The 24,566-nt window shown below is 63.8% G+C and carries 27 protein-coding genes; 15 read left to right on the top strand and 12 right to left on the bottom strand.

The genetic code is table 11. From position 1 onward, the window contains the following. Positions 1-2: 2 nt before the first annotated feature. Positions 3-230: a helix-turn-helix transcriptional regulator gene (locus R3C13_RS14070; RefSeq protein ID WP_371311469.1), complete on the top strand. Its 228-nt coding sequence runs from the start codon at positions 3-5 to the stop codon at positions 228-230. Here the strand turns inward: R3C13_RS14070 and R3C13_RS14065 are convergent. Then, positions 202-819: a TetR/AcrR family transcriptional regulator gene (locus R3C13_RS14065; protein ID WP_371311468.1), complete on the bottom strand. Its 618-nt coding sequence runs from the start codon at positions 817-819 to the stop codon at positions 202-204. The two genes, R3C13_RS14070 and R3C13_RS14065, sit on opposite strands and share 29 nt — an antisense overlap. A 77-nt stretch (positions 820-896) precedes the next feature. Here R3C13_RS14065 and R3C13_RS14060 point away from each other — a divergent pair, with 77 nt between their 5' ends. Further along, on the top strand, positions 897-1,604 hold the full coding sequence (locus tag R3C13_RS14060) for an O-methyltransferase (protein ID WP_371311467.1): 708 nt from the start codon (positions 897-899) through the stop codon (positions 1,602-1,604). Here the strand turns inward: R3C13_RS14060 and R3C13_RS14055 are convergent. Next, positions 1,601-2,344 carry a GGDEF domain-containing protein gene (locus R3C13_RS14055; protein WP_371311530.1) on the bottom strand — a complete coding sequence of 248 codons (744 nt, stop codon included), beginning with the start codon at positions 2,342-2,344 and terminating at the stop codon, positions 1,601-1,603. The genes R3C13_RS14060 and R3C13_RS14055 overlap by 4 nt on opposite strands. 180 nt (positions 2,345-2,524) lie before the next feature. Here R3C13_RS14055 and R3C13_RS14050 point away from each other — a divergent pair, with 180 nt between their 5' ends. Both R3C13_RS14050 and bfr read left to right on the top strand, forming a co-directional pair. Further along, on the top strand, positions 2,525-2,725 hold the full coding sequence (locus tag R3C13_RS14050) for a bacterioferritin-associated ferredoxin (RefSeq protein ID WP_371311466.1): 201 nt from the start codon (positions 2,525-2,527) through the stop codon (positions 2,723-2,725). A gap of 168 nt (positions 2,726-2,893) precedes the next feature. Continuing rightward, entirely contained in the window at positions 2,894-3,382 is a 489-nt protein-coding gene (bfr, locus tag R3C13_RS14045) for a bacterioferritin (protein WP_371311465.1), read from the top strand. Here bfr and R3C13_RS14040 read toward each other — a convergent pair. Continuing rightward, positions 3,379-4,197: a DUF4105 domain-containing protein gene (locus R3C13_RS14040; protein WP_371311464.1), complete on the bottom strand. Its 819-nt coding sequence runs from the start codon at positions 4,195-4,197 to the stop codon at positions 3,379-3,381. The two genes, bfr and R3C13_RS14040, sit on opposite strands and share 4 nt — an antisense overlap. Positions 4,198-4,202: 5 nt before the next feature. Beyond that, entirely contained in the window at positions 4,203-5,795 is a 1,593-nt protein-coding gene (locus tag R3C13_RS14035; protein ID WP_371311463.1) for an FMN-binding glutamate synthase family protein, read from the bottom strand. A gap of 117 nt (positions 5,796-5,912) precedes the next feature. Between R3C13_RS14035 and R3C13_RS14030 the strand changes: the two genes are divergently transcribed. Both R3C13_RS14030 and R3C13_RS14025 read left to right on the top strand, forming a co-directional pair. Next, positions 5,913-6,800 carry an SIMPL domain-containing protein gene (locus tag R3C13_RS14030; RefSeq protein ID WP_371311462.1) on the top strand — a complete coding sequence of 296 codons (888 nt, stop codon included), beginning with the start codon at positions 5,913-5,915 and terminating at the stop codon, positions 6,798-6,800. A 181-nt stretch (positions 6,801-6,981) separates the two neighbouring features. After that, positions 6,982-7,416: a DUF2853 family protein gene (locus R3C13_RS14025; RefSeq protein ID WP_371311461.1), complete on the top strand. Its 435-nt coding sequence runs from the start codon at positions 6,982-6,984 to the stop codon at positions 7,414-7,416. Between the two features lie 79 nt (positions 7,417-7,495). Here R3C13_RS14025 and R3C13_RS14020 read toward each other — a convergent pair whose 3' ends face one another. From R3C13_RS14020 to R3C13_RS14005, 4 genes are all read right to left on the bottom strand, one after another. Next, positions 7,496-8,632 (bottom strand): acyl-CoA dehydrogenase family protein, encoded by a 1,137-nt coding sequence (locus tag R3C13_RS14020; protein ID WP_371311460.1) that lies wholly within the window; start codon positions 8,630-8,632, stop codon positions 7,496-7,498. Between the two features lie 31 nt (positions 8,633-8,663). Next, positions 8,664-9,878, bottom strand: coding sequence for an acyl-CoA dehydrogenase family protein (locus R3C13_RS14015; protein WP_371311459.1), 1,215 nt, complete (start codon positions 9,876-9,878; stop codon positions 8,664-8,666). Between the two features lie 75 nt (positions 9,879-9,953). Then, positions 9,954-11,351, bottom strand: a complete 1,398-nt coding sequence (locus R3C13_RS14010) for a glycosyltransferase family 2 protein (protein ID WP_371311458.1) — start codon at positions 11,349-11,351, stop codon at positions 9,954-9,956. 149 nt (positions 11,352-11,500) lie between these two features. Beyond that, complete coding sequence (locus tag R3C13_RS14005) at positions 11,501-13,075, bottom strand: FAD-binding domain-containing protein (RefSeq protein WP_371311457.1); 1,575 nt, start codon at positions 13,073-13,075, stop codon at positions 11,501-11,503. 374 nt (positions 13,076-13,449) lie between these two features. Here R3C13_RS14005 and R3C13_RS14000 point away from each other — a divergent pair, with 374 nt between their 5' ends. Beyond that, a complete protein-coding gene (locus R3C13_RS14000; protein ID WP_371311456.1) occupies positions 13,450-13,632 on the top strand; it encodes a hypothetical protein in 183 nt (60 codons plus the stop codon). Positions 13,633-13,731: 99 nt separating this feature from the next. Next, positions 13,732-14,040, top strand: coding sequence for a UrcA family protein (locus tag R3C13_RS13995; RefSeq protein WP_371311455.1), 309 nt, complete (start codon positions 13,732-13,734; stop codon positions 14,038-14,040). Between the two features lie 100 nt (positions 14,041-14,140). Here the strand turns inward: R3C13_RS13995 and R3C13_RS13990 are convergent, their stop codons facing one another. Together R3C13_RS13990 and R3C13_RS13985 are read right to left on the bottom strand one after the other, a co-directional pair. After that, positions 14,141-14,668 (bottom strand): histidine phosphatase family protein, encoded by a 528-nt coding sequence (locus tag R3C13_RS13990; protein ID WP_371311454.1) that lies wholly within the window; start codon positions 14,666-14,668, stop codon positions 14,141-14,143. Between the two features lie 136 nt (positions 14,669-14,804). After that, positions 14,805-15,698: a branched-chain amino acid aminotransferase gene (locus R3C13_RS13985; RefSeq protein ID WP_371311453.1), complete on the bottom strand. Its 894-nt coding sequence runs from the start codon at positions 15,696-15,698 to the stop codon at positions 14,805-14,807. A gap of 55 nt (positions 15,699-15,753) precedes the next feature. Here R3C13_RS13985 and R3C13_RS13980 point away from each other — a divergent pair, with 55 nt between their 5' ends. From R3C13_RS13980 to R3C13_RS13955, 6 genes are all read left to right on the top strand, one after another. Beyond that, positions 15,754-16,218, top strand: a complete 465-nt coding sequence (locus R3C13_RS13980) for a MarR family winged helix-turn-helix transcriptional regulator (RefSeq protein ID WP_371311452.1) — start codon at positions 15,754-15,756, stop codon at positions 16,216-16,218. Beyond that, positions 16,218-16,898 (top strand): response regulator, encoded by a 681-nt coding sequence (locus R3C13_RS13975; protein ID WP_371311451.1) that lies wholly within the window; start codon positions 16,218-16,220, stop codon positions 16,896-16,898. Before R3C13_RS13980 ends, R3C13_RS13975 begins: the two co-directional genes overlap by 1 nt. Before the next feature lie 55 nt (positions 16,899-16,953). Next, positions 16,954-17,790, top strand: coding sequence for an FkbM family methyltransferase (locus R3C13_RS13970; RefSeq protein WP_371311450.1), 837 nt, complete (start codon positions 16,954-16,956; stop codon positions 17,788-17,790). A gap of 3 nt (positions 17,791-17,793) precedes the next feature. Next, on the top strand, positions 17,794-19,092 hold the full coding sequence (locus R3C13_RS13965) for an ATP-binding protein (protein ID WP_371311449.1): 1,299 nt from the start codon (positions 17,794-17,796) through the stop codon (positions 19,090-19,092). A 31-nt stretch (positions 19,093-19,123) separates the two neighbouring features. Continuing rightward, positions 19,124-20,674 (top strand): GNAT family N-acetyltransferase, encoded by a 1,551-nt coding sequence (locus tag R3C13_RS13960; RefSeq protein ID WP_371311448.1) that lies wholly within the window; start codon positions 19,124-19,126, stop codon positions 20,672-20,674. 74 nt (positions 20,675-20,748) lie between these two features. Continuing rightward, positions 20,749-22,644 (top strand): alpha/beta hydrolase, encoded by a 1,896-nt coding sequence (locus R3C13_RS13955; protein ID WP_371311447.1) that lies wholly within the window; start codon positions 20,749-20,751, stop codon positions 22,642-22,644. A gap of 5 nt (positions 22,645-22,649) precedes the next feature. On the opposite strand, the gene R3C13_RS13950 is transcribed toward R3C13_RS13955, so the two are convergent. Continuing rightward, on the bottom strand, positions 22,650-23,633 hold the full coding sequence (locus tag R3C13_RS13950) for an alpha/beta fold hydrolase (protein ID WP_371311446.1): 984 nt from the start codon (positions 23,631-23,633) through the stop codon (positions 22,650-22,652). 134 nt (positions 23,634-23,767) lie between these two features. On the opposite strand from R3C13_RS13950, the gene R3C13_RS13945 reads away from it, so the two are divergent. Then, positions 23,768-24,271 (top strand): hypothetical protein, encoded by a 504-nt coding sequence (locus R3C13_RS13945; protein ID WP_371311445.1) that lies wholly within the window; start codon positions 23,768-23,770, stop codon positions 24,269-24,271. Between the two features lie 3 nt (positions 24,272-24,274). On the opposite strand, the gene R3C13_RS13940 is transcribed toward R3C13_RS13945, so the two are convergent. Continuing rightward, the coding region (locus R3C13_RS13940) for a GNAT family N-acetyltransferase (protein ID WP_371311444.1) at positions 24,275-24,566 on the bottom strand (292 nt) is incomplete at its 5' end.

The following is a 24,566-nucleotide window of genomic DNA, read 5'->3' as shown; positions in this document are numbered from 1 at the left end:
CCATGGCCAAACGCCCCCCGATCGGGAATCGCATCCGCGAGCTGCGCGAGATGCATGACCAGATGAGCCAGGCGGCCCTGGCAGAGGCAATCGGCGTCACGCGCCAGACCGTGATCGCCATGGAACAGGGCCGCTATTCCCCTTCCCTCGAAAGCGCCTTCCGCATCTCGCGCGTGTTTGGTGTCGGCGTGGAGGACGTGTTCAGCTGGGAGGAAGGCCAAGATAACTGAGGATGGCGTGGCGGATCCGGGCGTTGAGGCGCGCGCGATCGGTCTCGCCACTCATGCCTGCGGAATCGGTGATGCCGTGCGACATGGCGAATATATCCTGCGTGACGGTTTCGACGTCGAAGGGCAGCTCAAGATCGCTATTGGCGAGGAGGTTGCGCACGACGCCGACGATCCGGAGCTTGGCGTCCTCCATGCCGAGACTGCCGCCGAGCCTGTGTTCTTCAAGGTCGATCAGGCGGGCCAGCAGCGGCCGGTCGAACTGATGGCAGACGGCAACGTCGATCAGCGCGTCGATACAGTCGCGGACAGGACGGCCCGCATGGGTGGCCATCACCTCTTCCATCCGAACCGCCATGGAATCCGAGTCCGAGCGCACGAGCGCCGCCGTCACCGCGTCCTTGTTCGGGAAGTACTGATAGAGCGAGCCGATGGAGACGCCGGCCCGCTTTGCGATTGCATTGGTCGTGTAGCCCTCGAGCCCTTCGGCTTCGAGAATGTGAGCCGCCGCTTCGAGGATCGCCTCGACCGTGGCGCTGGACCGGGCCTGAACCGGTGTTTTTCTGGGGACTGGCAGGGTGTCGGCGGACATGGGCAAATGCGAGTTTCAATGCGAGCTATCGCTCATATTTAATAGAGATAGGAGTTGGACGAAAAAAGGAAAGCCCCATGCCTTTCGATTGCGAGGTCGCTTCCCCGCCGCGCCGCGGCCTGAACGATCCGGATGTCGCCCACACGCTGGCGCGCCTGCACCGGGACGCCGCCCGCCGGGATGTTCATGTCTTTGCCCGCGCCCTGCCCGCGATCGTCGCCGGCAAGTTCGCCGGACGCTCCTCCTTCGACTCGGCGGAGCCCTATCTCTCGAAAGCCTACATCCCCGTCTCGCCGGAATTCGGCCAGCTGATGTATGTGACCGCAGTCAGCCGGGGCGCGAAGAACATTGTCGAGTTCGGCTCCTCCTACGGCATTTCGTCGATCTACCTTGCCGCTGCGGCGCGCGAGGCCGGCGGCTTCTTCACCGGAAGCGAAAAGGATGCGGCGAAGGCGCAGGTGGCGATTGCCAACCTGAAAGACGCGGGCCTTTCGCGCTGGTCGGATATCCGCGAGGGCGATGCGCTGGAAAGCCTCGCACCGCTGGATGGGCCGATCGACTTCCTGTTCCTGGACGGCTGGAAGGATCTCTATGTGCCTGTGTTGAAGTTGCTGGAGCCCAGGTTTGCACCGGGCGCCGTGGTGTTTGCCGACAACATCCACAGCTTCCGAAAGACACTGAAGCCGTACACGGACTATGTCGGCAACCCGGGCGGTCCATATGAGAGTGTCGTGCTGGATGTCGGCAGCGGTGTCTGCCTCAGCATCTGGCGCGGCGACGCCTAGGCGAGCTTCCAGTGCGTCTCGCTGGTGGTCACGCGGTTGCGGCCGGACTCCTTGGATGCATAGAGGCAGTGATCGGCGACGCGTAGAAGGTCGTCGAGTTCGAGGTCGTCCTCGGCAATCGCAACGCCGATGCTGGCGGTGATCTGGCGCTTGACGCCGACACACGGCGAAAACCGGACCTCGCTGATGGCGACGCGGATGCGCTCGGCAATCTGACCCGCCAAAGTGAGGTCAGCATCTTTCAGGAAAACGCTGAACTCCTCGCCGCCCAGACGGCCGGCAAGATCCTGTTCGCGCACGACGGACCGGATCGCTGCGGCGACCAATATCAACGCTTCGTCGCCGGCGTGATGCCCGAACGCGTCATTGATCGACTTGAAGTGATCAACGTCGATCATCAGCATGGCGCCCCGCAGACCCTTTGCCTGGAGTGCCGACATGTCTTCCAGAAACGCGTCGCGCTTCAGGATGCGGGTCATGCCATCCATACGGGCCCTGTAGGCGATTTCTGCATTGGCTTCTTCCAGCGCCACCAAAGCTGCACTGAGCCGGATCTGCTGACGCTGAATGATGAGGGATACGGGCGTCGCCACCAGCAGCGGCACAATGGTCGCGATGACGAAAGACGGCACTATGAACTCGGCAACGTCGTCACCTTCAATCGGAGAAACGAATATGGAAGCAGCTGTCAGGATGTAGCTCGCCAGGATCGAGACAAGCGCAACCAGGCCAGCGCGCATGAGCGACACGCGTTGCATCGTCTTCAGAGAGGGCGACCGCTTCGACATCCCTGTTAGTTAACGGAAAACCCTGACAGATCCGTGCGCCTGAACCGAGAAATTTCGCCGATCCGGGCAATGTTCGCACCTGCGCGATCCAGCGTATTGACAATCATTCGCATTTTATTGCAAATGGTTCTCATGATCATTTGCGTCTGCAATCATATCAACTGCAAGAGCGTCCGGGCGGCCGTCGATGCCGGTGCCGACAGCCCGAAGGCCGTGCAGGCGCACCATGGCTGCAAGTTCCAGTGCGGCAAGTGCCGCCCGTCGATCGGTGAAATGATCTCTGATCACATGTATCAGCGCGGTGAGTCCCCGGCGCTCGTCCCGGCCGAATAGGCCCAACCCCTTGGCATCTCTCGGCTTTTGAACCCGCTGGCGCGGGGTGATGAATGCGACTGTGTCGCACTTTCATATGCAATTGTTTTTATTCGGGTTTTTGTTGCCGCGCTGCACCAATCGGCCTATCTGCTACGTATATCCCCGTAGCAGGAAAGGAGCTCTGCCATGAAAGGCGACAAGAAGGTCATCGAATACCTCAACAAGGCGCTGAAGAACGAGCTGACCGCGATCAACCAGTACTTCCTGCATTCCCGCATCCTGCACGACTGGGGCGTCTCGAAGCTGGGCGACAAGGAATACAAGGAATCGATCGAGGAAATGGAACACGCCGACTGGCTGATCCAGCGCGTCCTGTTCCTCGGCGGCCTGCCGAATCTGCAGGATTTGGGCAAGCTGCAGATCGGCGAGAACGTCCAGGAAATCCTCGAATGCGACCTGAAGCTGGAAAACATGGCAATCCCGCTGCTGCGCGAGGCGATGGGATATTGCGAGTCGGTGCAGGACTATGTGAGCCGCGACCTGTTCGGCAAGATCCTCCACAATGAGGAAGAACATGTCGACTATATCGAGACGCAGTTCGCCCTGATCGAGCGGGTCGGCATCGAGCGCTACATCCTGCTGCAATCGGAAGCGAACGCCTCGCCCGCCGACTAGGGCGCCGCGGCGGCGACCAGTGCCGCATTGAACTCCGTCTCCGGAAGATCGGCGATCTCGCGGACGCGCTGGTCGACACGGGCGCGTTCATGCACCGCGTCGAAGCCACCTTCGCCGGCAATCCGCTTCAGCCGGTAAAGCGCCTTGTCCGCTCCGCCGGTGAAGATGAAGGCCGGATCCCATGGCAGCGCAGCGGCCTTGGCGAGTTCATTGGTGCAATTGGACGTGAGCGTGTTGTAGAAACGCGGGCGCTGTTCGATCGAGATGGTCTTTTCAAGCAGCGCTGTCAGATAGGCTTCTGCCTCGCCCCGGGTCAGCTCCAGCGGATACATGTAGAGTTCGCGGTCCATCATCACGGCGCGGCGCGTCATCAGATCGCGCGGGCTGGCCCAATAGAACATGAGTTCGAACTTGTTGAAGGCGCCGGCGAGGGCGGAGTACTCCTCCCGCGTTTCCTTGCGGGCCTCGACGGTGAGGCCGATGAGATCGCCTTCCCCGAATTCGAACATGACGAAGGTGTGTGCCATCATTTTCAGGCCGGGGTGCGGCTCCATCACGAACCAGACGCGGCGGACATCGGATATCCGGTGCGGCGGCACCTCGGTCCAGACCATGTCCTTTGGCGCGTCTTCCGTATACGTCCAGTTGCCGTAAGGTGCGATGGAGAAGACACCGCCTTCAAGCTCGACATGCGGAAGGCGCGAGAGGTGCGGATACCAGGCCCGGTCATGACGGGGCTGCTTGGTCACTACGGCAAACAGGAACAGGCCGAACGCCGCGAGCGCACCCAGCAAGACCGGGGTGAGCCAGCGCACGGCGCTCAGAGGCCTGCAGGCCTGAAGCTGCCGGCCTGCGCCAAATTCCACTCCTTCGCCAGATGCGTCGCATCGGCATCGTGGAGGAGCTGGCCCCTTTGCAGGAGGTCATAGGATTCGTCGGCCGGCCGCACAATGTCTTCGGTCACGCGGTGCATGATGTGGCGCGGTGTCAGCTCGCTCGGATGCCGGCACCCCGCAGCACCGACGACTTCCGTCAGCGCCTTGACCGTATTGCGATGGAAGTTGGCGACGCGCAGCGTCTTGTCCGACACGTCGAGGCCGTGCTGGCGGCTCTTGTCGGACGTCGCAATCCCGGTGGGACAATGATTGTTATGGCAGTTGAGCGACTGGATGCAGCCGAGCGCGAACATGAAGCCGCGCGCGGTATTCACCCAGTCCGCACCGAGCGCCATGGACGAGGCAATGGCAAAGGCGCTGATCTGCTTGCCCGAACAGGCAAGGCGTACCTCATCCTTGAGGCCCGTACCGACCAGGGCATTGCGTGTGAGGACAAGCCCCTGGCGCAGCGGCGCGCCGACATGGTCGAGGAATTCCGCGGGCGCCGCGCCCGTGCCGCCTTCCCCGCCATCGACCACCATGAAATCGAGCCGGATGCCTGTCTCCAGCATCGCCTTGCACAAGGCGAGCACTTCCCAGCGATTGCCGACGGCAAATTTTGCGCCCACCGGCTTGCCGCCTGAAAGCTCTCGCAGCTTCGCTGCGAACTCCATCATTTCGACCGGCGAGGAAAACGCCGAATGCGCCGGCGGCGAAACGCAGGTCTGTCCGACTTCAATGCCGCGTGCCTCGGCAATTTCATGCGTCACCTTCGCGCCGGGCAGCACACCGCCATGGCCGGGCTTCGCCCCCTGGCTGAGCTTGATCTCGATCATCTTGACCTGGGGATCGGCCGCGACATCGCGGAAGCGCTCCGGATCGAAACCGCCATCCTTTGCCCGGCAGCCGAAATAGCCCGAACCGATTTCCCAGACGAGATCGGCCCCGCCCTTGCGATGATAGCGCGAGACGCCACCTTCGCCCGTGTCGTGATAGAAGCCGCCCTTCTTGGCGCCGGCCGACAGTGCCTCGATGGCGTGCGCCCCGAGCGAGCCGAAGCTCATCGCGGAAATGTTGAAGACGCTTGCGGAATAGGGTTGCGCGGTTCCGGGTGCGCCGACCATGACGCGCGGGTCGGAGTCGTCCGCATGCACGGCGGCCATCGAATGCGCGAGCCATTCGTAAGGTGGCCGGTCAATATCGAGATGGCTGCCGAAGGGCTCAACCGAGGTCACGTCCTTGGCGCGGCGATAGATCATCGCGCGGTCTTCATGATTGAAAGGGCGCCCTTCGGTTTCGCTCTCGACGATGTAGGAACGGAAGAAGGGCCGCAATTCTTCCGCCAGCCAGCGCACGCGCGACAGCAACGGATAGTTCCGCCACAGCGAGTGGCGCTTCTGGACAAGATCATACAGGCCCAGCAGCGTAACGAGCGCGGCAAGAATGGCCGTACTCTGCGCAGCGGGGCCGGTCTTCCAGAAGACGGCACCGCCGACTGAGATCAGTGCGGCGATAATGAGTGCAGCATAGCGAGACATGGGTGCGCGGCGCCTCCCGACCGATTCCCTAAGTGTCGAGCCTAGCCGCACGCCGGGAAGTGTGGAAGACCTGCTCTTGCAGGGGGGAAGTGTCCTGCCCGCACGAAAGGAACATCCATGAAGACCGCTTTGTCACTCGCCGCCCTGTTGCTGGCCGCAACGCCGGCCGCGTTCGCCCAGTCGGCCTCGCCAACCGGCGGGCGCGATTACCAGGAAGATGTCTATGTGACGCCTTACTGGACGCGGATGCCGGTGATCGAGGCCATCGGCCGCGCCAACATGCAGGTTGCGCCGAACCGCGCCTCATTCTCCGTGACTTATCTCGAAACCGACAAGAAAGCCGACGAAGCCATGAAGCTGGCCGTGCAGCGCGGCAAGATTTCCTATGATGCCATCAAGAAGATTGCAGGCGACAAGGCTATCGTGACGTCTTCGGTGTCCGTGCAGCCCTATTATGAGCAGTATCGCGACAAGGACGGCAACAAGGTGGAGAATGACCGCGCCGACAAGGTGGCCGGTTACGAGGCGCGCGTGTCGCTGAACGTTCTGGTCGAGGATGTGGCGATTGCCGGAAAGGCGCGCGCGGGCGCGCTGGCGCTTGGCCCGGAATCCTCCACCGCGCTCAGCACCTATCTCGAAGCGACGACAGAGATGAACCGCGCCGCCTATGAAGCCGCCGTGAAGGATGGCGCCGCGCGCGCCAAGGCAACCGCTGAAGCCGCGAGCACAAAGCTCGGCAAACTGCTGGCCGTGCAAGAAGGCGGCGGCCCCTGCCTTGGCCGCTGGTCGACCAACTCCGGATCAGACGACAGCTATTACCGCGATGAGATGGCTTATGCCGCCGCACCGCCACCTCCCCCGCCGGCCCCTGTCGCTTCAGGCATGGTGGGGCGCCAGCAGGTGACGATCAGCCAGGCCGACATCGACGCCCTCGATCTGCCGTCTGACAATCGCAAGCAGACGATCTCTTCCAGCGTGTGCATGATCTACGCCGCAGGCAATTGACGAATTATCCGTAGGCTGATAGTAAAATTCTGCTCAACCCTTCGCGATTCCTGATCGCGAAGGGTTGTTTCCTTGTGGAAATCGTGGCTTGGGTCTTTTCACGTTTCATTTTGATTCGTGAACAGTCGCTGCGTAATCTGAAATCACGCCCGTTCGACGGGCCCATAGAGGAGACACTCCCATGGCAAAAGCAATCAAGCCGAAGAAGAAAGCTGCTGCACCGAAAAAAGCTGCAGCCCCGAAAGTGGTGAAGGCCGCCCCCGCAAAGGCGCCTTCGCAAAAAGAAGTCCTGATGGAAAAGTATGTCGCCGACCTGAAGGAAAAGGTCGGTGAAGCCCGTCCTGACATGGCGCTGCTCGAAGGCGCCGTGAAGGCCTGCGGCCCGTCCATCTACAAGTCGGACTCCGCCACGGTGGCCGCATCGCAGAAAGATGAGCTCGAGCGCATCAAGAAGACCTTTATCGCCAAGAAACTTGGCGTGGCTGACGAAGCCAAGGCCGATGCCGCCATCGCCGAAGCGATCGAGAAGTATGGCCGTTCGGTGCGCGCAAAGCATCGCCCGGTGGTTTACTACCTCATCGCCAAGTCGCTGCGCAAAGGCGCCGCGTTGAAATAAGCGATCTTCCGGAAACGGAAAAAAGCCGGGCCAGCTTGCGCTGCGCCCGGCTTTTCTTTTGCGCTTGATTGCCGCTGGATCAGTAGCCGTTCAGCCGCGCAAAGCGATCGCGGTGCCAGCTCGCTGAACCGTAAAGCGCTTCCTGCACGCGGGCCCGCTTCATGTAGAGGCCCGGATCGGCGGCATCCGTCATGCCGATGCCGCCATGCATCTGCACGCACTCGTTCGAGACAAGATGTACGAGTTCGCCCGCACGCGCCTTGGCAAGGCTGGCGAGTTCGGAAAGATCAGTCCTGCCTTCATCCGCAGCCGACAGCGCCGCCGCGACGCAGGAGCGCGTCATTTCCAGTTCCACGAACATCTTTGCCGCGCGATGCTGCAGCGACTGGAACGATCCGATCAACTGGCCAAACTGCTTCCGGCTGTTGAGGTATTCGAGCGTTATCTCGAACGCTGCCTGCGAGGAACCGAGCATTTCGGCGGCAAGGCCAATGGCCGCGCGGTCGAGCACAGGCTCCAGCACATCGGCGCCCTGGTCGACGACGCCGATCACGGCGTCTTCCTTCACGACGACATCGGTGAAGCTGATGTGCGCCGCGCCGTGGCTGTCGACGGTTTCGAGTTCCTGGATCGACACGCCCTTTGCGTTGGCCGGCACCATGAACAGCGACAGGCCGTGACGGTCGCCCGGCTCACCGAATGTCCGCGCCACGACGATCAACATGTCGGCAAGATGGCCGTCCGGCACGTAGCGCTTCTCGCCATTGATCGTGTAGCCCTGCCCGTTGCGTTCAGCTTCGGTGGCAATGCCCAGCGGATTGAAATGCGCGCTTTCGTCCAGTGCGAGCGCGAAGGTCGTCTCGCCGCCGGAGATTTTCGCCAGCCATTCGGCTTTCTGCGCCGGGCTGCCGCCGAGTTCCAGCGCGCTCGCGCCGATCAGGGCCGTCTGCAGCAGCGGCGTTGCCGCCAGCGTGCGGCCCTGCGCTTCAAGGATCTGGCCAAGGCCGACAAGGCCGAATGTCTCGCCGCCCGGCTCTTCCGGCACGATGACGCCGAAGAAGCCGAGTTCAGCGAGCTTCTGGCGCGTTTCGGCATCCTTGCCGTTTGTCCCGGCATCGCGCAGCGCACGCAGGCGTGTTACGGGCAGCTCATCGCGCGCAAAGGCCATCGCCGTGTCGCGCAGCATTTCCTGGTCTTCGGTCAGAAGGAAAGTCATGTTGGGTGTCTCCGTTTCTTCCGCCGTTGGCCTACTGATGGTCTTTCAGTCCAAGCACACGCTTGGAGATGACGTTGAGATTGATCTCGCTGGTGCCGCCCTCAATGGAGTTGCCCTTCGACCGCAGCCATTGGCGGGTGGACTTCATCGCGCCCTTGTCGAAGCCCTCCCCTTCCCAGCCGAGACCTTCGGTGCCGAGCGCCTCGATCGTCAGTTCCCAGCGATCCTGGTTCATCTTGGCGGCGCCGTATTTGAGGATGGATGCGGTGTGGCTCACAGCCTGGCCGGCTTTCGCCTGTTCGGCCTGACGCGCGACGGTCAGGTTGAAGGCCTTGGCATACATCTTGTGCTCTGCGATGCGCGCGCGCAGGTCGCCATCCAGCAATGCGCCCGACTCGTCGGTGCCGATATGCTGCTTGGCATAATCCTCCGGGCTCAGAATACCTGAGCCGCCCGTGCCGCCGAACCCGCCGGCCGAGATGGACGAGCGCTCGAACTGCAGGAGGCGCTTCGCGATTTCCCAGCCGCCATTGAGTTTGCCGACCAGTTGATCCTTCGGAACCTTCACATCGCTGAAGAAAGTTTCGCAGAACGGGCTTTCGCCGGAGATGAGCTGGATCGGCCGCGCCTCGACACCGGGCGATGCCATGTCGAACAGGATGAAGCTGATGCCCTCATGCTTGACGCTCGTGTCCGTTCGCACGAGGCAGAAGATCCAGTCCGCCTTGTCGGCATAGGAGGTCCACACCTTCTGGCCGTTGATCAGATAATGATCGCCCTTGTCTTCGCAGCGCGTCTGCAGGTCGGCAAGGTCAGAGCCGGCGCCCGGCTCCGAATAGCCCTGGCACCAGCGTGTGCGGCCGTGGACAATGTCCGGAATGAAGCGCTGCTTCTGTTCCTCGTTACCGAACTCAAGCAGGGCCGGGCCGAACATCCAGAGGCCGAAGGAGAAGAGCGGCGGGCGCGCGCGGATACGGCGCATCTCTTCCTGCAGCACCTTGTCTTCCGTGCGCAAGAGGCCGCCGCCGCCATATTTCTTCGGCCATTGCGGCGCGGTCCAGCCTTTCGCGGCCATGCGCTCCAGCCAGACTTTCGACTCCGGATTCTTGAACTTTTCGCGCGTGCCGCCCCAGACGATTTCGTCGTCCTTCATCGGCGTGCGCATGGAAGGCGGGCAATTCTCCTCAAGCCAGGCGCGTGTCTCGGCGCGGAAGGTCTCAAGCTCGTCGACGGCGGTGTCGGCCATGTCGGTCTCCCTTGTGTGATGTGGTTGGGATGACCCTATGCCCTGCCCACGCCGCCGCCAAGCGCTGTCGCCGGGTCAGAGGGGATGCGGAGTCTTGGCCCAGTAGTGCGGCCGGCGGACAAGGCTCCACAAGGCGCGAACCATGGCGAGTGTCTGCAGCGGCCAGTAAAGCGGCAGGGTCAGGATGTCGCCGGCCTTGCACCAAAGGGGCCGGCCCGGCGCTAACGCCGCGGAAAGAGCGCCGGTCACGAGCGAGAGGACGAGACCCGCCATGCCGACCGGACCGAGCGTCAGGCCGGGGCTGGCAAGGCAGGCAAGGCACCAGAGCATCCAGGGCCCGTGCACAAGGGCGGACAGGATCGCCGCGCCAAGCGTCAGCTGGACAGAAGCAAACCCGCCCGCCCCCAGCGACCGGAAAGCCCCCGCTGGATCGCGCATCAGGACCAGCCAGGTCTGCACGAATCCCTTGAGCCAGCGTGAGCGCTGCGCGAGCCAGACCCTGCCCTTCTCCGGTGGCGCTTCCAGGGTTGGCGAGGAAATCGTGCCGACGCGCCAGCCGAGCCGCGCGAGGCGCAAGCCAAGGTCCGCATCTTCGGTCACGTTCCAGGCATCCCAACCGCCAACGCCGCGCAGGACCGAACGGCGGAAATGGTTGCTGGTGCCGCCAAGCGCGATGGGCAGGCCGAGGCGCGCGAGCGCGGGGAGGATCAGGCCGAACTGGATCGCATATTCGAGGGCCCATTGCCGCGAGAGCCATCCGCCGCTTGCCGGCGTGCCCACCAGAGGCGCCTGAAGGCAGGCAAGCTGTGGCCCCGACCGGGCGAAAGCTTCCGCCGCCGCACGCAACTGGCCGGGATGGGGACGGTCTTCCGCATCATAGACAACGACATAGGCACCGGCCGCGCGGGAGAGGCCATAATTGAGGGCGCGCGGCTTGGTCTGCGGATCACCGGGCGGCAGTACGAGAAGTTCGGTGCGGCGGGGCCATGTGTCCGCCTCGATGGCGTCGCGCGTTTCCGTGTCCCCGGTTTCCAGAAGCAGTTTCACGTCCAGAAGGTGATCGGGATAATCGAAGCCGCGCAGCATGCGCGCCAGCTGTGGCACGCAGGGCGCCTCATCCTTCAGCGCGACCAGCACTGTATAGGTCGGCAGCAGGACCGACAGGCCCGGCGGCAGGGACGCTCGCCGGCGGGGAACCAGCGCCACGCCCAGCAGGGCCAGCCTGAACAGGATCACCGCAAGAAAGATGACCGGCGCGAGCATCAGGGCCGTGCCAGCGAGGAGGCCGGGCGCTGCGAGGCCGAGCGTTCCGGCCACGGCGATTAACCGTGCGAATGCCCGCACTTGCGGGGGTGTGAGCGTCTCACGGGCCGAGAGGCCTGCGGCCCGGCGGGCGAAGCCTGAAGCGGCCGCATCGGCGAGCAGGGCATCCGGCGGCGGCGCCGGAAGCCCGCGCAGCTCTGTGACCGGCACTGCCGACCCTCGGATCCCATCAACTCCCATTCCGGTAGAAAAATCATTTCACCCGGAAAGGACATATACCGGAAGTTGCATTCGTTGCGATTCCGAAACAACTCCCGTGTCGGGCTTTTATTTTCGCCTGAAAGCAGATCGGCCTTCCCTTACCGCGCCGGCGGCGGGAGCCCAAGATCGAAACTGAGCTGAACCGGGCCAGCGTGAACTTTCCCGAGGCGGCCGGCGCGGCGTGTGGGGCGTGCGATGCCGGCCTTGTGACTGCCGTGCCGGTCTTCGAGCACGCGGGCCGTTTCCGCATGACCCGGCTTGCGGCGCGTTGCGGCGATCCGCTCCCGGGCCTCCCGCGCAGCGGCAATATGATCGACCATGCGCATCGGATAGGTCTGGCCGAAGACGATGCCCGCGCGGGCAAGCTCGGCCTTCGGCGCTTCCCAGGGCGCATGCAGGTATTGCGTCGGCAGCGCCGCCAGTTCCGGCACCCAGCGGCGGATGAAGGCGCCGTCCGGATCCTGTTCCTGTGACTGTTTCACCGGATTGTAGACGCGGGGGATATTGGTGCCGGTGATGGCGGATTGCATCTGGGCCTGGGGGTAGTGGATACCGGGCTCGAAATCGGTGAACAGGGTGGCGAGCTGTTCGGCCGGACGCTTCCAGTCCATCCAGAGGTGATGCGTCGCAAATCCGATGAGCATGGCGCGCATGCGGAAGTTCAGCCAGCCGGTGGACCGAAGCGAGCGCATGCAGGCGTCGACAAAGGGGAAACCGGTGCGCCCGTTCAGCCAGGCGTCGAGGCGTGCATCCCCGGCTGCTGCCTCCGGACGCAGGCCATCATAGGCCGGGGGCAGCGGGCGCACCCCGATCGAGGTGTCGTCTTCCAGCTTCTGCATGAGATGGCTGCGCCATTGCAGGCGGGCGAGGAAACTGTCGAGAGAGTCGGCATAGGTCGTGTCACCGTCGACCTCATAGGCGGCCTTTGCGCGCCGCGCCGCCTGCACGGCTTCGCGGACGGAGACCGTGCCGAATGCAAGATGCGGCGACAGGCGCGAGCAGGCTTCCGCCGCGCCGGCCGGGCTGGACATGGCCTTGCGGTAGCGCCGGCCGCGGCCCGCGAGAAAACTGCGGAGCAATTCAACGCCAGCGGTGCGGCCGCCCTTCTGGCGGCCCGGACACTCATCTTCCCTGAGGCCGAAATCTTCCGCGATGGGCCAGGGCCCGGACGGAACCGCCGCCATCGGGATGGCCTCCGGCGCGCGCAGGCGCGGCCGCGACATGGCCTCATCCCAGCGCGCGGCCCAGCCGTCCCGGTCCTTCAGGCCCCGGAATATGCCGGACTGGTCCTGCTCACGCAGCGAAACACCGGCCTGCAGTGCCCAGCGGCGTACCGCCTTGTCCCGCTCGAAACTCCATTGCAGGCCGGTTTCCTCATGCGTGTGGATGGCCGCAAGCCCATGACGGCGGTGGAGGTCAGCGAACACGTCGAGGGCGGTGCCGGTGCGAACCACCAGCCGGGCGCCCCGGCCGGTCAGCGCCTCGTCCAGCTCGGTGAGGGATTCCATCAGGAAGTCGAACTGCCGGCGGGAGGATTCGGGTTGGGTCCAGAGGCCGGGCTCGAAGATATAAAGGGGGAGAACCGGCCCGCCGCTGGCCAATGCGGCGGCGAGCGCCGCATGGTCGTGGATCCTCAGATCCCGTTTGAACCAGATGACATGTACACCACTCATGGAACAAATATAGAACATCCTTATTCGTCGGACAAGAGGGGGGATAGATCCGTCCCAACCCGTGACCAGGGCGTGACCAGAGGGTCCATAAGGATGACTGTGCGTTGACTTCAGGCACCCTTCCGCACCGGCCAGGTGCCGGAATCTCCAAAAACGGCAGCAGATTCGAACATGAACGGCAATTCATTGGCTTGAAGACAGCCCGCATGGCACCATATCGATAATCGGAAAACGACAGAGTGCCTTGATTTTTCCGGCTTTTATTTTTTTTCGATAAATTAATATTGAAAAACGATAAGATCTGTCCTATCTTGAGTGTGTCGGCGGCGGGATGGTCCCGCCGGGACAAGAAACCAAGAAGGACTTTTTTAAAAATGACCCCCCGCGTTCGTCAGACTGACCCCGAGATCGTTGCGCTTGCCGCGCCGATGGCTCTCGCCATCCTCACTGGCAGCAATACGCTGCGGACCCGGCCGGCAAATGACGAGCCGGGCCGGCACAAGCAGAGCCTCCTGGTCCGCCGCCGCAAGCGCCTCGTCCGCCGCGAGTCGCACTAACCGCCGGACGGCGCTGCCACCCCCCTGGTCAGGCCCCCTTCCTGACTGGCAGCGCCGTCTCCCTCTCTCTTCAAAACACCAGCAAGCAGGAATACTCTCATGATCCGCCCCCTCATCGCCGCCGCCCTCGCCGTCAGCCTCGCCGCTCCGGCCTTTGCCTCCTCCGAGCCGTTCCGCATGGCGGTCCAGTTCGACCGTGACGCCCTCGCCACCCCGGCCGGTGCCGCCGCTGAATATGAAAACGTGAAGCAGCAGGTCGCTGACCGTTGCGAAGCGGAAAGCGCCGACATCCCGTTCGGCAAATCCTTCGCGGTCTCATATTGCGAGCGCAACACGATGCGTGACGTCGTCCGCCGCATCGGCAATGCGAACTTCACCGCCGCGCACGTCGTGGACATGTCGAAATAAGACAGAACCGGCAGGCGCCGAACTGCCTCTCTCCCCCGCCACGGTGCCTGACCCGCCCGCCGCCCTGCTTGCTCCAAGGCAGGGCGGCTTTTTTGTGGGGTCAGTCGATTTCGACTTCGCGGTAATCCTTCGCCCGCAGGACGGCCGACAGGCGCAGCAGCGCCGGGACGAAGCTGCCCTCATCCTCACGTTCGAACAGGGCGACGCAACTGGTCGGGAATTTCTCGGAGAGGCGCAGGGCCGCGTAATGGTCCTGGCTGCCACCCTCGCGCAGGATGTCGAGGGCGAAATCATGGATGCCCGGATTGTGGCCGATCACCATGAGCGTTCCGGCGCCGTCATTCTGGGAGACCGCATCGGCGAGGCCCCGGACGCCGCACAGATAGAGCGACTCCATCGGGCGGACCTTTTCACCCTCGAAGACGCGGGCGGCTTCGGAACAGGTTTCCCGGGCGCGGCGCGCGGTCGAGACGAGGATCCGCTCCGGACTCCAGCCCATGGCGACGAGTTCCTCGGCCATGCGCTTTGCGTCTTCATGGCCCCGTTCGGTCAGGGCGCGGCCGAAATCGTCGATGCCCTCCCCGAAGGGTTCGGTCTTGGCATGACGCATCAGGATCAGGCGCTTCATCTATGGGTCCGGCAATCAGAAATGTACTTGCGCACTGCCGGGACGGCACCACGCGCACCTTCTTAGGCCCATTTTCACAGGGGAAATCAAGTGAGCGCCGGCGGCAAGGGGCCGCTGGCGCTCACATCATGGCAGGCTAGAGCGCCATTTCGAGCTTGCCGTTCACAAGGTTCGAATAATCGTTGACCAGCGCTTCGGAGATCTGGCCCGGCTTGTAGCTGTGCGCGCCGATCTCTGCGACCGGCGTGATTTCCGCAGCCGAACCGGTGATGAAGCATTCCGAGAAGGTCGGCAGCTCGTCCGGCATGATGGCCCGCTCGATCACCTCGATCTGGCGTTCCTTCGCGAGCTTGATCGCCGTCTGGCGGGTGAGGCCGTTGAGGAAGCAGTCGGGCGTCGGCGTGTGCAGCGCGCCGTCGCGGACGAAGAAGATGTTGGCCCCGGTCGCCTCGGCCACCTGGCCGCGATAGTCCAGCATCAGCGCGTCGGCATAGCCGGCCTTTTCTGCGGCGTGCTTGGACAGGGTGCAGATCATGTAGAGACCGGCCGCCTTGGCATGGCAGGGCGCGGTGTCAGGTGCCGGGCGGCGCCACGGGGCATGCGTCATGCGGATGCCCTTCATCTTGTCGGCGAAGTAGTCGCCCCAGTGCCAGCACGCCACAGCCAGATGGATCGTGTTGTTCTGAGCCGAAACGCCCATCATTTCCGAGCCGCGCCAGGCGACGGCGCGGACATAGGCGCTTTCGAGACCGGATTTCGCCAGCGCCTCGCGCTTGGCTTCCTCGACCTGCTCCACCGAGAAGGGAATCTCGAAGCCCATGATTTCCGCGGATTTGTGCAGGCGCTTGGAATGGTCGAGCGAGCGGAAGATCTTGCCACTATAGGCACGCTCGCCTTCGAAGACCGACGAGGCATAGTGCAGGGCATGCGTCAGGACATGGATTTTCGTATCGCGCCAGGGCACGAATTCGCCGTCCATCCAGATATATCCGTCACGGTCGTCGTAGGGGGTTGCCGGGGTTGCGGCCATTGCTCTCAGCGCTCCTCGCTTGAACTTCTTTGATTTTCGCGTTCATTTCATTCCTATGGCACCAGACGTCAACCTGAACCGCCCATTCGACCCCCGCCTCTTCCTGATGGATCAGGAGCTGGACCGGGGGGTCGGCCTGCTTCTGGCCGGCGCCATGGAACTCAACAGAGCCGCAGAAAAGGCGCGCAACAAGGCAGGCCTCAGCAAGTCAGAAATGCAGATTCTCATGGCAATCCGGTACCGGCCGGGCCTGACCGTGTCGGAGATGCGGGAGTCGCTCGGCATGACCGTGCCGACCTTCGCCCGCATCCTGGGTGCGCTGGATCAGCGCAGCCTGATCGAAAAGGCCAAGGGCGCCGAGGATGCCCGCCAGCGCACGCTGGCCCTGTCGGATGCCGGCACCACGCTGACGACGCCCATCGCCATCGTCCTGCGCGACCGGCTTCGGCTTGCCTTCCGCAGCGCCGGGCCGGACGCGGTGGACGGAACGCGCCGGGTACTCGACGCGCTGGTGCGCTGATGGGTGAGGCCGCGCATATCCTTGTCGTCGACGATGACGACCGGATCCGTGACCTGCTCAAACGATTCCTCGCGCGCGAAGGCTATCGCGTCACCGCGGCGGGCGATGCTGAAACAGCCCGGCGACTGATGGCGACGATGGCGTTCGACCTTGCGGTGCTGGACGTGATGATGCCGGGCGAGGATGGCCTGTCGCTGCTGGCGGGCATCCGCACGAGCGCGCTGAAGGACACGCCGGTCCTGCTGCTGACTGCGCGCGGCGAGGCCAGCGACCGGATCGAAGGCCTGAAGCGCGGCGCCGACGATTATCTCGCCAAGCCCTTCGAACCGGAGGAACTGTCCCTGCGCTGCGCCGCCATCCTGCGCCGGTCGCACCGGGAAGCGCCGCCGGAGGAAATCGAAATGTCGGGCCTCGTCTTCAATGCCGCCCGCGGGGAACTGAGAGACGGCGCCGACCGCATCCGCCTGACCGATGCGGAGCTGCAGCTCCTGTCCGCCCTCGCCGCGCGCCCCGGCGAAGCGATCAGCCGCGAGGAACTGGCGGAACTGACATCCGCCGGCATGGAACGGTCGGTCGATGTGCAGGTCACGCGCCTGCGCCGCAAGATCGAACCCAACCCCAGGGAGCCCGTGCATATCCAGACAGTGCGCGGGGTTGGCTATCGGCTCCTACCCAGCTAGAGCCAAGCGCAGGGCAGGTTTCCGGCATGGCCCGGCATGGCAAGGAACGACGATCATGACTGCTGACAGCCAGCCCTTCGGCAGCTTCCGTCCCTCGCCGGCGGTCTCCCGTGTGCTGTCGGCTTCCAGAAACTCCTTCCTGCAACGCGGCTCGCCCCGGAAGATCCTGGCCAGATGGCTGCGCAGCACGGTCGACGGGCCGCTCGATGTCGAGCTGTTCGGCGTCAATGCGCGCCTCAACATCCATGACAATAATTCCGAGCTGAAATCGGCCCTGATGGGAAAGTCGGTCGTGCGGGCTGAGGCCGCCTTCATGGACCGGTTCCTTCGGCGCAACGACGCCCAGTTCGTGGACATCGGCGCCAATGCCGGGATCATCAGCCTCTATGCCGCGTCCATCATCCCCAAAGGCCGGCTGGTCGCCGTGGAGCCAAACCCGGTGATGTTCGCCCGGCTGTCCGGCAACCTGAAGACCGTCAATCCGGACTTCTCGCGCAAGCTAGATCTCAACCTGTTCAACTGCGCCGTCGGCGCCGAAGACTGCATGATGGAACTGCATCTCGGCGACGATCTCGGCCAGAGCTCGCTCGTCGGAAATGCCAATTCCAAGGCAATCGAAGTGCCGGTGCGACCGCTGCTCTCGATCCTCGCGGAAGCCGGCATGACGCGGATCGACTTCCTGAAGATCGACATTGAAGGCTTCGAAGACCGCGCCCTCTTCCCCTTCTTCGAGGCCGCGCCGGCGGCGCTGCATCCTGCGGCGATCATGATGGAGGACTGCCATGCCGGCCGCTGGGAGCGCGACTGCATGGCGCTGCTGGACCAGCACGGCTATGTGGTGGACCACAAGTCCAACACCAATATCTACATGATCAAGCAGGCTGCGCCCTGATCCATGAAACTTTTGTCTTTCAGGCTGAGAGACTTCACACCCAGGGGCCTTTACGCCCGCATCCTGGCGCTCGTCATCATTCCGATCCTGACGATCCTCAGCATCCTGACCTGGTATTATTATTCCGGCCACATCGCCGAAGTGAACCGCAAGCTGGCCCAGAATGTCGGGCGCGACGCGGCCCTGCTGATGCAGTATTGCGACCGCGCACCAGACGATGTGGCGGCGATGGCGCAGGAGCTGGACATATCGGTCCAGTGCACGGTGCCCGACCCGCAGACCGCCGTCGACCGGCTGCGGTCGGACTTTGCCTATCGCGATGTGCTGGTCCGTGAACTGAGCAACACCTTCCATCAGGACGTGGATGTGTTTCTTGACGGATCTTCCTCGCGCATTGCCTTCATCGTCTCGAACCGCGGCGCGCCGGTCGTCTTCGATGTCGACAAGAAGCGCGCGCAGGTGGCCAATACGCACTTCCTGATCGTCTGGATGATCGTTGCAACAGGCCTGATGCTGGCGATCGCCATTGCATTCCTGAACCAGCAGGTGCGCTCGATCCTGCAATTGTCGGAAGCGGCGCGCGCCTTCGGCCGGGGACGCGACGTGCCGAACTTCCGCCCGTCGGGCGCCAATGAAGTGCGCGATGCGGCGCGGGCGGTGATCGACATGAAGAACCGCCTCACCGCCTTTGCCGACCAGCGCACCGCCATGCTGGCAGGCGTCAGCCATGACCTGCGCACGCCCCTGACCCGCCTCAAGCTGTCGCTCGCCATGATGGACGAGACGGGCGAGATCAAGGCCATGAAGGCCGACCTCGACGATATGGCGATGATGCTGGACGAATACCTCGCCTTCGCGAAGGGCGAAGATGAGGACAGTGTCGCGCCGTTCGATCTTGCCGTGCTGGTGCGCCAGATCGCTTCCGGCTTCGACAAGCCGGTCGAGGTCATCGGGCCGGACAGTATCCGCATCCGTGGCCGGCGCCTTGCGCTGAAACGGGCGATCACCAATCTTATTTCCAATGGTACCCTGTATGGCGGCGACGTGCGCGTGACGCTGGTGGCGGGCCCGCACGCCTCTGAAGTCCACGTCGACGACAATGGTCCCGGCATTCCGAAGGAACGCCATGAAGAGGCGTTCCGGCCTTTCTCGCGCCTCGACGAGGCCCGCTCGCAGAATGCCTCCGGCACCGGGCTTGGCCTGACGCTTGCGCGCGATACCGCCCATGCGCATGGCGGCGACCTGCGCCTGTCGGAAAGCCCGATGGGGGGCTTGCGCGCCAGCCTCCGCCTGCCCCATTGATCCAAGTTCAGCCCGCAAAAGATTGAGCCCCATGCCCGACAAACCCGCCAAACTGATCGTCCGCAATGCCGAGACCCGCGACATTCCCGGAATCGTGGAGGTATCCGAGCGCGTCTACGGCACCGGCATGGGCTATGGGCCGAGCGAAATCCTCGGCCATATCAACCGCTTTCATGACGGCCAGTTCGTCGCCGAATATGAGGGCCGGATCGTCGGCTATTGCGCGACCTTCATGATTTCGAGCGAGGTGGCACTGAAGCCCCATACATGGACCGAAATCACCGGCGCGGGCTTTGCCGCCCGGCACGATCCGGACGGCGACATGCTCTACGGCATGGACGTCATGGTGCATCCCGATTACCGGCGCCTGCGCATCGGGGAGCGCTTCTACCGGGTACGGAAGGATCTCTGCCAGTGGCTGGAACTTAAGGGCATCGTCTTCGGCGGACGGATGCCGGGCTATGCCCGTCACGCAAAGGACTATCCCGACCCGAAGGACTACATCAACGCCGTCCTCGACCAGAAGCTGAAGGATCCGGTGATCAATTTCCAGCTGCGCCAGGGCTTCCGGCCGATCGGCGTGATGCGGAATTACCTGCTGGGCGATACCCAGTCGAAGGATTGCGCCACCCACATGCTGTGGGAAAACCCGCTGGAGCAGGACAAGATCAAGGCAAAGCCGAGTCTTGGCGACACTTCCCTGCCCGAGCGTGTGCGCATCGCGACGGTGCAGTTCCAGATGCGCCGCATCAATGCCATCGACGAATTCGAACAGCAGATCGAATATTTCACGGACATCGCCGCCGATTACAAGGCGGACTTCGTGGTGTTCCCGGAACTCTTCACGCTGCAGCTCCTGTCGCTTGAGCACAAGCCGCTGGGGCCGGTGGAGGCGATCGAGAAGATCAGCGAATATACGCCGCGCTTCATCGCCTTCGTGGAAAAGCTGGCGGTATCGTACAACATCAACATCATCGCCGGGACGCATCCGAGCCGGATGGAGAATGGCGACATTCTCAACATCTCCTATGTCTTCCTGCGCGACGGCTCGGTCCACACCCAGCAGAAGCTGCACCCGACGCCGTCGGAGAAGATGTGGTGGAACATCAAGGGCGGCCAGGGCGCGAACGTGATCCAGACCGATTGCGGCCCGATCGGCGTGATGATCTGCTACGATTCCGAGTTTCCGGAACTCGCCCGCCATCTGGTCGACCAGGGCGCCCTCATCCTGTTCGTACCGTTCTGCACCGATGAGCGCCGTGGATACCTGCGGGTCCGCTATTGCTGCCAGGCCCGCGCCGTCGAGAACCAGTGCTATGTGGCCCTCTCCGGTGTGGTCGGGAACCTCCCGAACGTCGAGAACATGGACATCCACTATGCCGAAAGCTGCATCCTGACACCGTCGGACTTCCCGTTCGCGCGCGACGGTGTGGCCGCTGATACAGCCCCCAACACCGAGACCATTGCGCTGGCCGACCTGTCCCTGTCGGACCTGCTGACCGCCCGCCAGTCCGGCGCCGTCCAGAACCTCAAGGACCGCCGGTTCGACCTCTATTCGGTAAGCTGGAAGAAAGACGGCTGATTGCCGCCGCAGAAGTGGTTGCGGCCGGTCCCCGCCCCCGGCTAGTATTCGCCTGCCCGGGGAGGAGGAGACGCATGATCCGCATCCGCACCGCCGCACTGGCTGTCCTGCTGAGCTGCTTTGCTGCCTGTGCCACACCGCCGGAGACGCCTCCGGCGATTGCCCCGCCCGCACCTGCCGCGGAAGCCGAGCCGGCCCCGCCGCGCGACCTGCTGGTCGAGCTGGGCGATGCCGAAGCGGCCGGCGACACGGCCAGACAGGTGGAGCTGGCGCACGCGCTGATGGCCGATCCGGCCAGCGACGAGGCCCTGAAGCTCAATCTCGCCGACCTGCTCGCAATCCTTGGAGATCCGGACACCGCGCTCGCCACCTACCAGGCCGCCTATGACGCCGAAGCGGCGCTCCCGTCGCCGGACTTCACCCGGCTCATCGACCTTGAGGCCCGCATGGGCGAGATCGCGATCGATGCCGGCCGGAAGGACGCGGCCACCTTCCACACCGGGCGCGCCGTGGCACTGGTCAACGACCATCTCGGCGCCGACCATCCGCGCATGGCCCCGCTCCTCGCCTTTGCCAAGGCCAACGATCTCGACCTCGGCCAGATCGCCAGGGCGGGCGGTCTCTACACCGCTGAGGAAGCCGATTCCGTTCTCCGCGACTCGGTGGACCGGGCCCGGTCGGACGAGGAATTCGCCGCTGCCGCAGCCCCCGGGGAACCCATGGTCCGCGAGCTCGGCGAGGAAGCCGACTTCGATCTCGTCAGGGTCTTCTACGGAACGGACCGCGCCCCTGCGCCGGTGAAGCAGATCGACATTTCCGGCCGCCCGGTGATCGACCCGCGCACCTATTACAGCGCGACGCGCGGGCCCCTCGAGACCGGCAGCGTCATGGTCTCGGTGCCGCGCAACCGCAATATCGGTGAGGTTCCAAAGCCGAGCGTCCTTCGTTTCGAATTCCGGCCGGACCCCGCTCGGCACGTTATCCTGGGAGACATGAAAGTGTTCCCCGGCATGGACACGTTCGTGAACGAGGTGAAACTGGAACTCGCCAAGTCGAAGCGCCGCGAAATCTTCGTCTTCATCCACGGCTACAACACAAAGTTCTCTGACGGCATCGAGCGGACGGCGCAGCTGTCGACCGATCTCGAAATCGATGGTGCGGCCGTTTTCTATTCCTGGCCGTCCGCCGGCAGCCTGTTCAGCTACCGCGCAGACCGGTCGCAGATCAACGACGAGGCCGCCGCGGACCTCGAGAACTTCCTGCTCGTCCTTTCCGAGAAGACCCACGCAAAACGCATCAGCGTGGTCGCGCACTCGATGGGCAACGAGTTCCTCGTCAAGGCGCTTGAAAAGCTTGCCGAGCGCCAGCCGCAGGAAAAGCTGTTCAATGAAATTGTCTTCGCCTCTCCTGATGTCGACGCCCAGATCTTCTCCGACATGGTGAAGAATTTCGGCCCGCTGGCCGACGATCTGACACTGTATGCAAGCTCGAAGGATCTCGCCCTTCAGGCCTCACGCCGCTTCAACGGCAAGGGCCGGCGCGCCGGGGACTCGACCGATCCCGTCCTGCTGCCCGATCTCAACACGATCGACACGTCCGCCGTCTCCGATGGCGGCCTCGGCCATTCCGACATTTTCGGCGGCGCCTTCCCGGACTTCCAGGCCATCCTGTGGCTCAGCCTCGAGCCTGACCAGCGCTGCCTGCTCGGGCGCAAGGAAGAGGGCAATGCGGTAGCCTGGGTGCTGGGCAGCCCGCGTACTGAATTCTGCGACCCGAAAGCCTTTTCGACGGCGGTGACGACGATGCGGCGCGTCGGCGTCGAGGAATCGGCCAGCGTGCTCTCGGCTGAGGCCGCAAGAGCCGAGTCTGACGGCGATGCCCAACAGGCATCGCTCTGGGAATCTGCGCTCAAGATCGTCGAGTGGCTGGGCATTGCCGGCCGGGTCGTGCCGGCCACGCCGCCTTCGTGATCGCGCTACACGGTGCGGTGCGGGTCCGAATGGTCCCACTCCGCCAGCAGCGTGCGCAACGCGGCGATGAAGGCCAGAGGCTGGTCGAGCATGACATGATGCTCAGCATGCGGAATGGAAATGAACGGCACCTGGTGGCCGAGCAGCTGGCGCATATAGTCGCCGACATCGTCGGGCATCAGGGATGAGTCCTCGCCGCGAATGATGGCCACGCGGCAGCGCGCGGACTTCAGAAGTTCGCCGGGGTCGCGGCCCGGATCGAAATGCGTCCAGATCAACGGGTCGAACTTCCACGTCCAGCCCTCCCCGTCGGCGCGCTTCAGGCTCCAGCGCGCGATATAGTCCATTGCGTAGAGGTTCTCGCATTGCTGCGGCGGGGCGAGGCGGAAACGGCCAAGGGCACCCGCAAGGTCCGGATAGACCCGGTTCGGGCGTCCCTTGCGGTCCGGTCCCCGATGGGGGCGCTCCGGCGGGTTCACCGGGCTGTCAACGATCACCATGCCCTCGAACCGCTCGCCATATTTCGCGCCAGTCACGAGCGTGACGAAACCACCGAAGGAATGCGCCACGATGATCGGCTTCGTCGGCCCGTCGAAAAGGCCCGCAGCTTCCGCCACGGCCACCTCTTCTTCGACAAACGTCTCCATATTGTACTTTTCGCGCTGGTCGCTGTCGCCCATGCCGGAAAATGTGATGGCGGCAACATTGTAGCGGCTCGCAAAATACGGCGCGATGAAATCCCACCAATGGGCGTGCGCCCCGTTGCCATGCACCAGGAGGAGGCCCGGCGCGCCCCGCCTGCCCCAGCGCTGATAGGTCACGTTCGCGCCCTTAACCGTCACCGAACCCGTCTCGTAAGGGGTGGCGACCGCCTTACGGAACCAGTCCGGCGCCGGGGGCACCTCGCCGTGGAACGGCGCGAGCGGGCCGCCTTCGGACGGAATTTCCGGCGGCTGGTCGCGAACGATTCCCCTGTTTTCCCCGCTCATCCCATTCATTTCCCTGTTTTCCCGATGTTTGGGCAGCCGGCCCATGACTGGCAAGACCGGCCCTTGCGGAAAGCCCTGCGGCGGGAGCGGCACGGGACTTGCTCGCCTCACAGGCGAAAAGGAGCGTCTGCCCCATGTTGAAACGCCTCATCGTCCCGATCGCGCTCGCTGCGCTGGCCCTGCCGGCCGCCGCCAGTCCGGAACTCGCGGAAAGCTGGGGTGCCCGGGCTGCCGCGCTCTACACGGAATCCGTCGGCTACCTCGATACAGCACGGACCGGCGAGGCCCCCACCCTGCCGGACCATTATCTCATCGACCTCGAACGCTTCTCGGCCACCGCCACGCGTCTCGGAACATGGAACGACCAGGTCAGCGGCGCGAAGGACCTTGGCTGCATCTTCCGCGGCATGGCGGAGGAAGCAGAAGTCCAGCTCACTGCGCTCGAGGCCGCGAAATCGGCCGATGCCAGCGAAACGGCGCTGAAGCGCCTCGTCACCCTGTTCGACGATGCGCAGGAAATCTCCGTGGCCGCCGCCTGGGCCGCGCGCCATGACGGCCAGATGCCGGATGGTTCGGACGGCGTTCCGGCCGCCTGCCCCGCCAATCCCGCCATGGCCGGCCGGATCACCTCCTACTGACCCTCAGGGCTGGAACACGGCTTTCGGATTGCCCAGCAGTTCGTAGGCGACATGATGCTTGAGCTGTTCGGTCAGCTCGTTCGTATCGCCCAGCAGCGACGCAGGGTCGATCAGCTGACCGAACGTCATCCGTACCTTCGCGCCCTTCTTGTTGAGCAGCTCGTGGAACAGGGTGATGTCGCGCAGCTCACCGCTGAGATTGCAGAACAGGTAGTAAAGCTGCGAATTCCAGGCATCGAGGTTGAGCGGAAGGATCGGCGCCTTCTGCTTCTTCGCAAGACCGATCACTGTCGAG

Source organism: Hyphomonas sp., assembly GCF_041398385.1.
GTDB lineage: Bacteria > Pseudomonadota > Alphaproteobacteria > Caulobacterales > Hyphomonadaceae > Hyphomonas.
The sequence above is the reverse complement of the archived record's forward strand: the minus strand, read 5'-3'. Positions and strand labels throughout refer to the sequence as shown.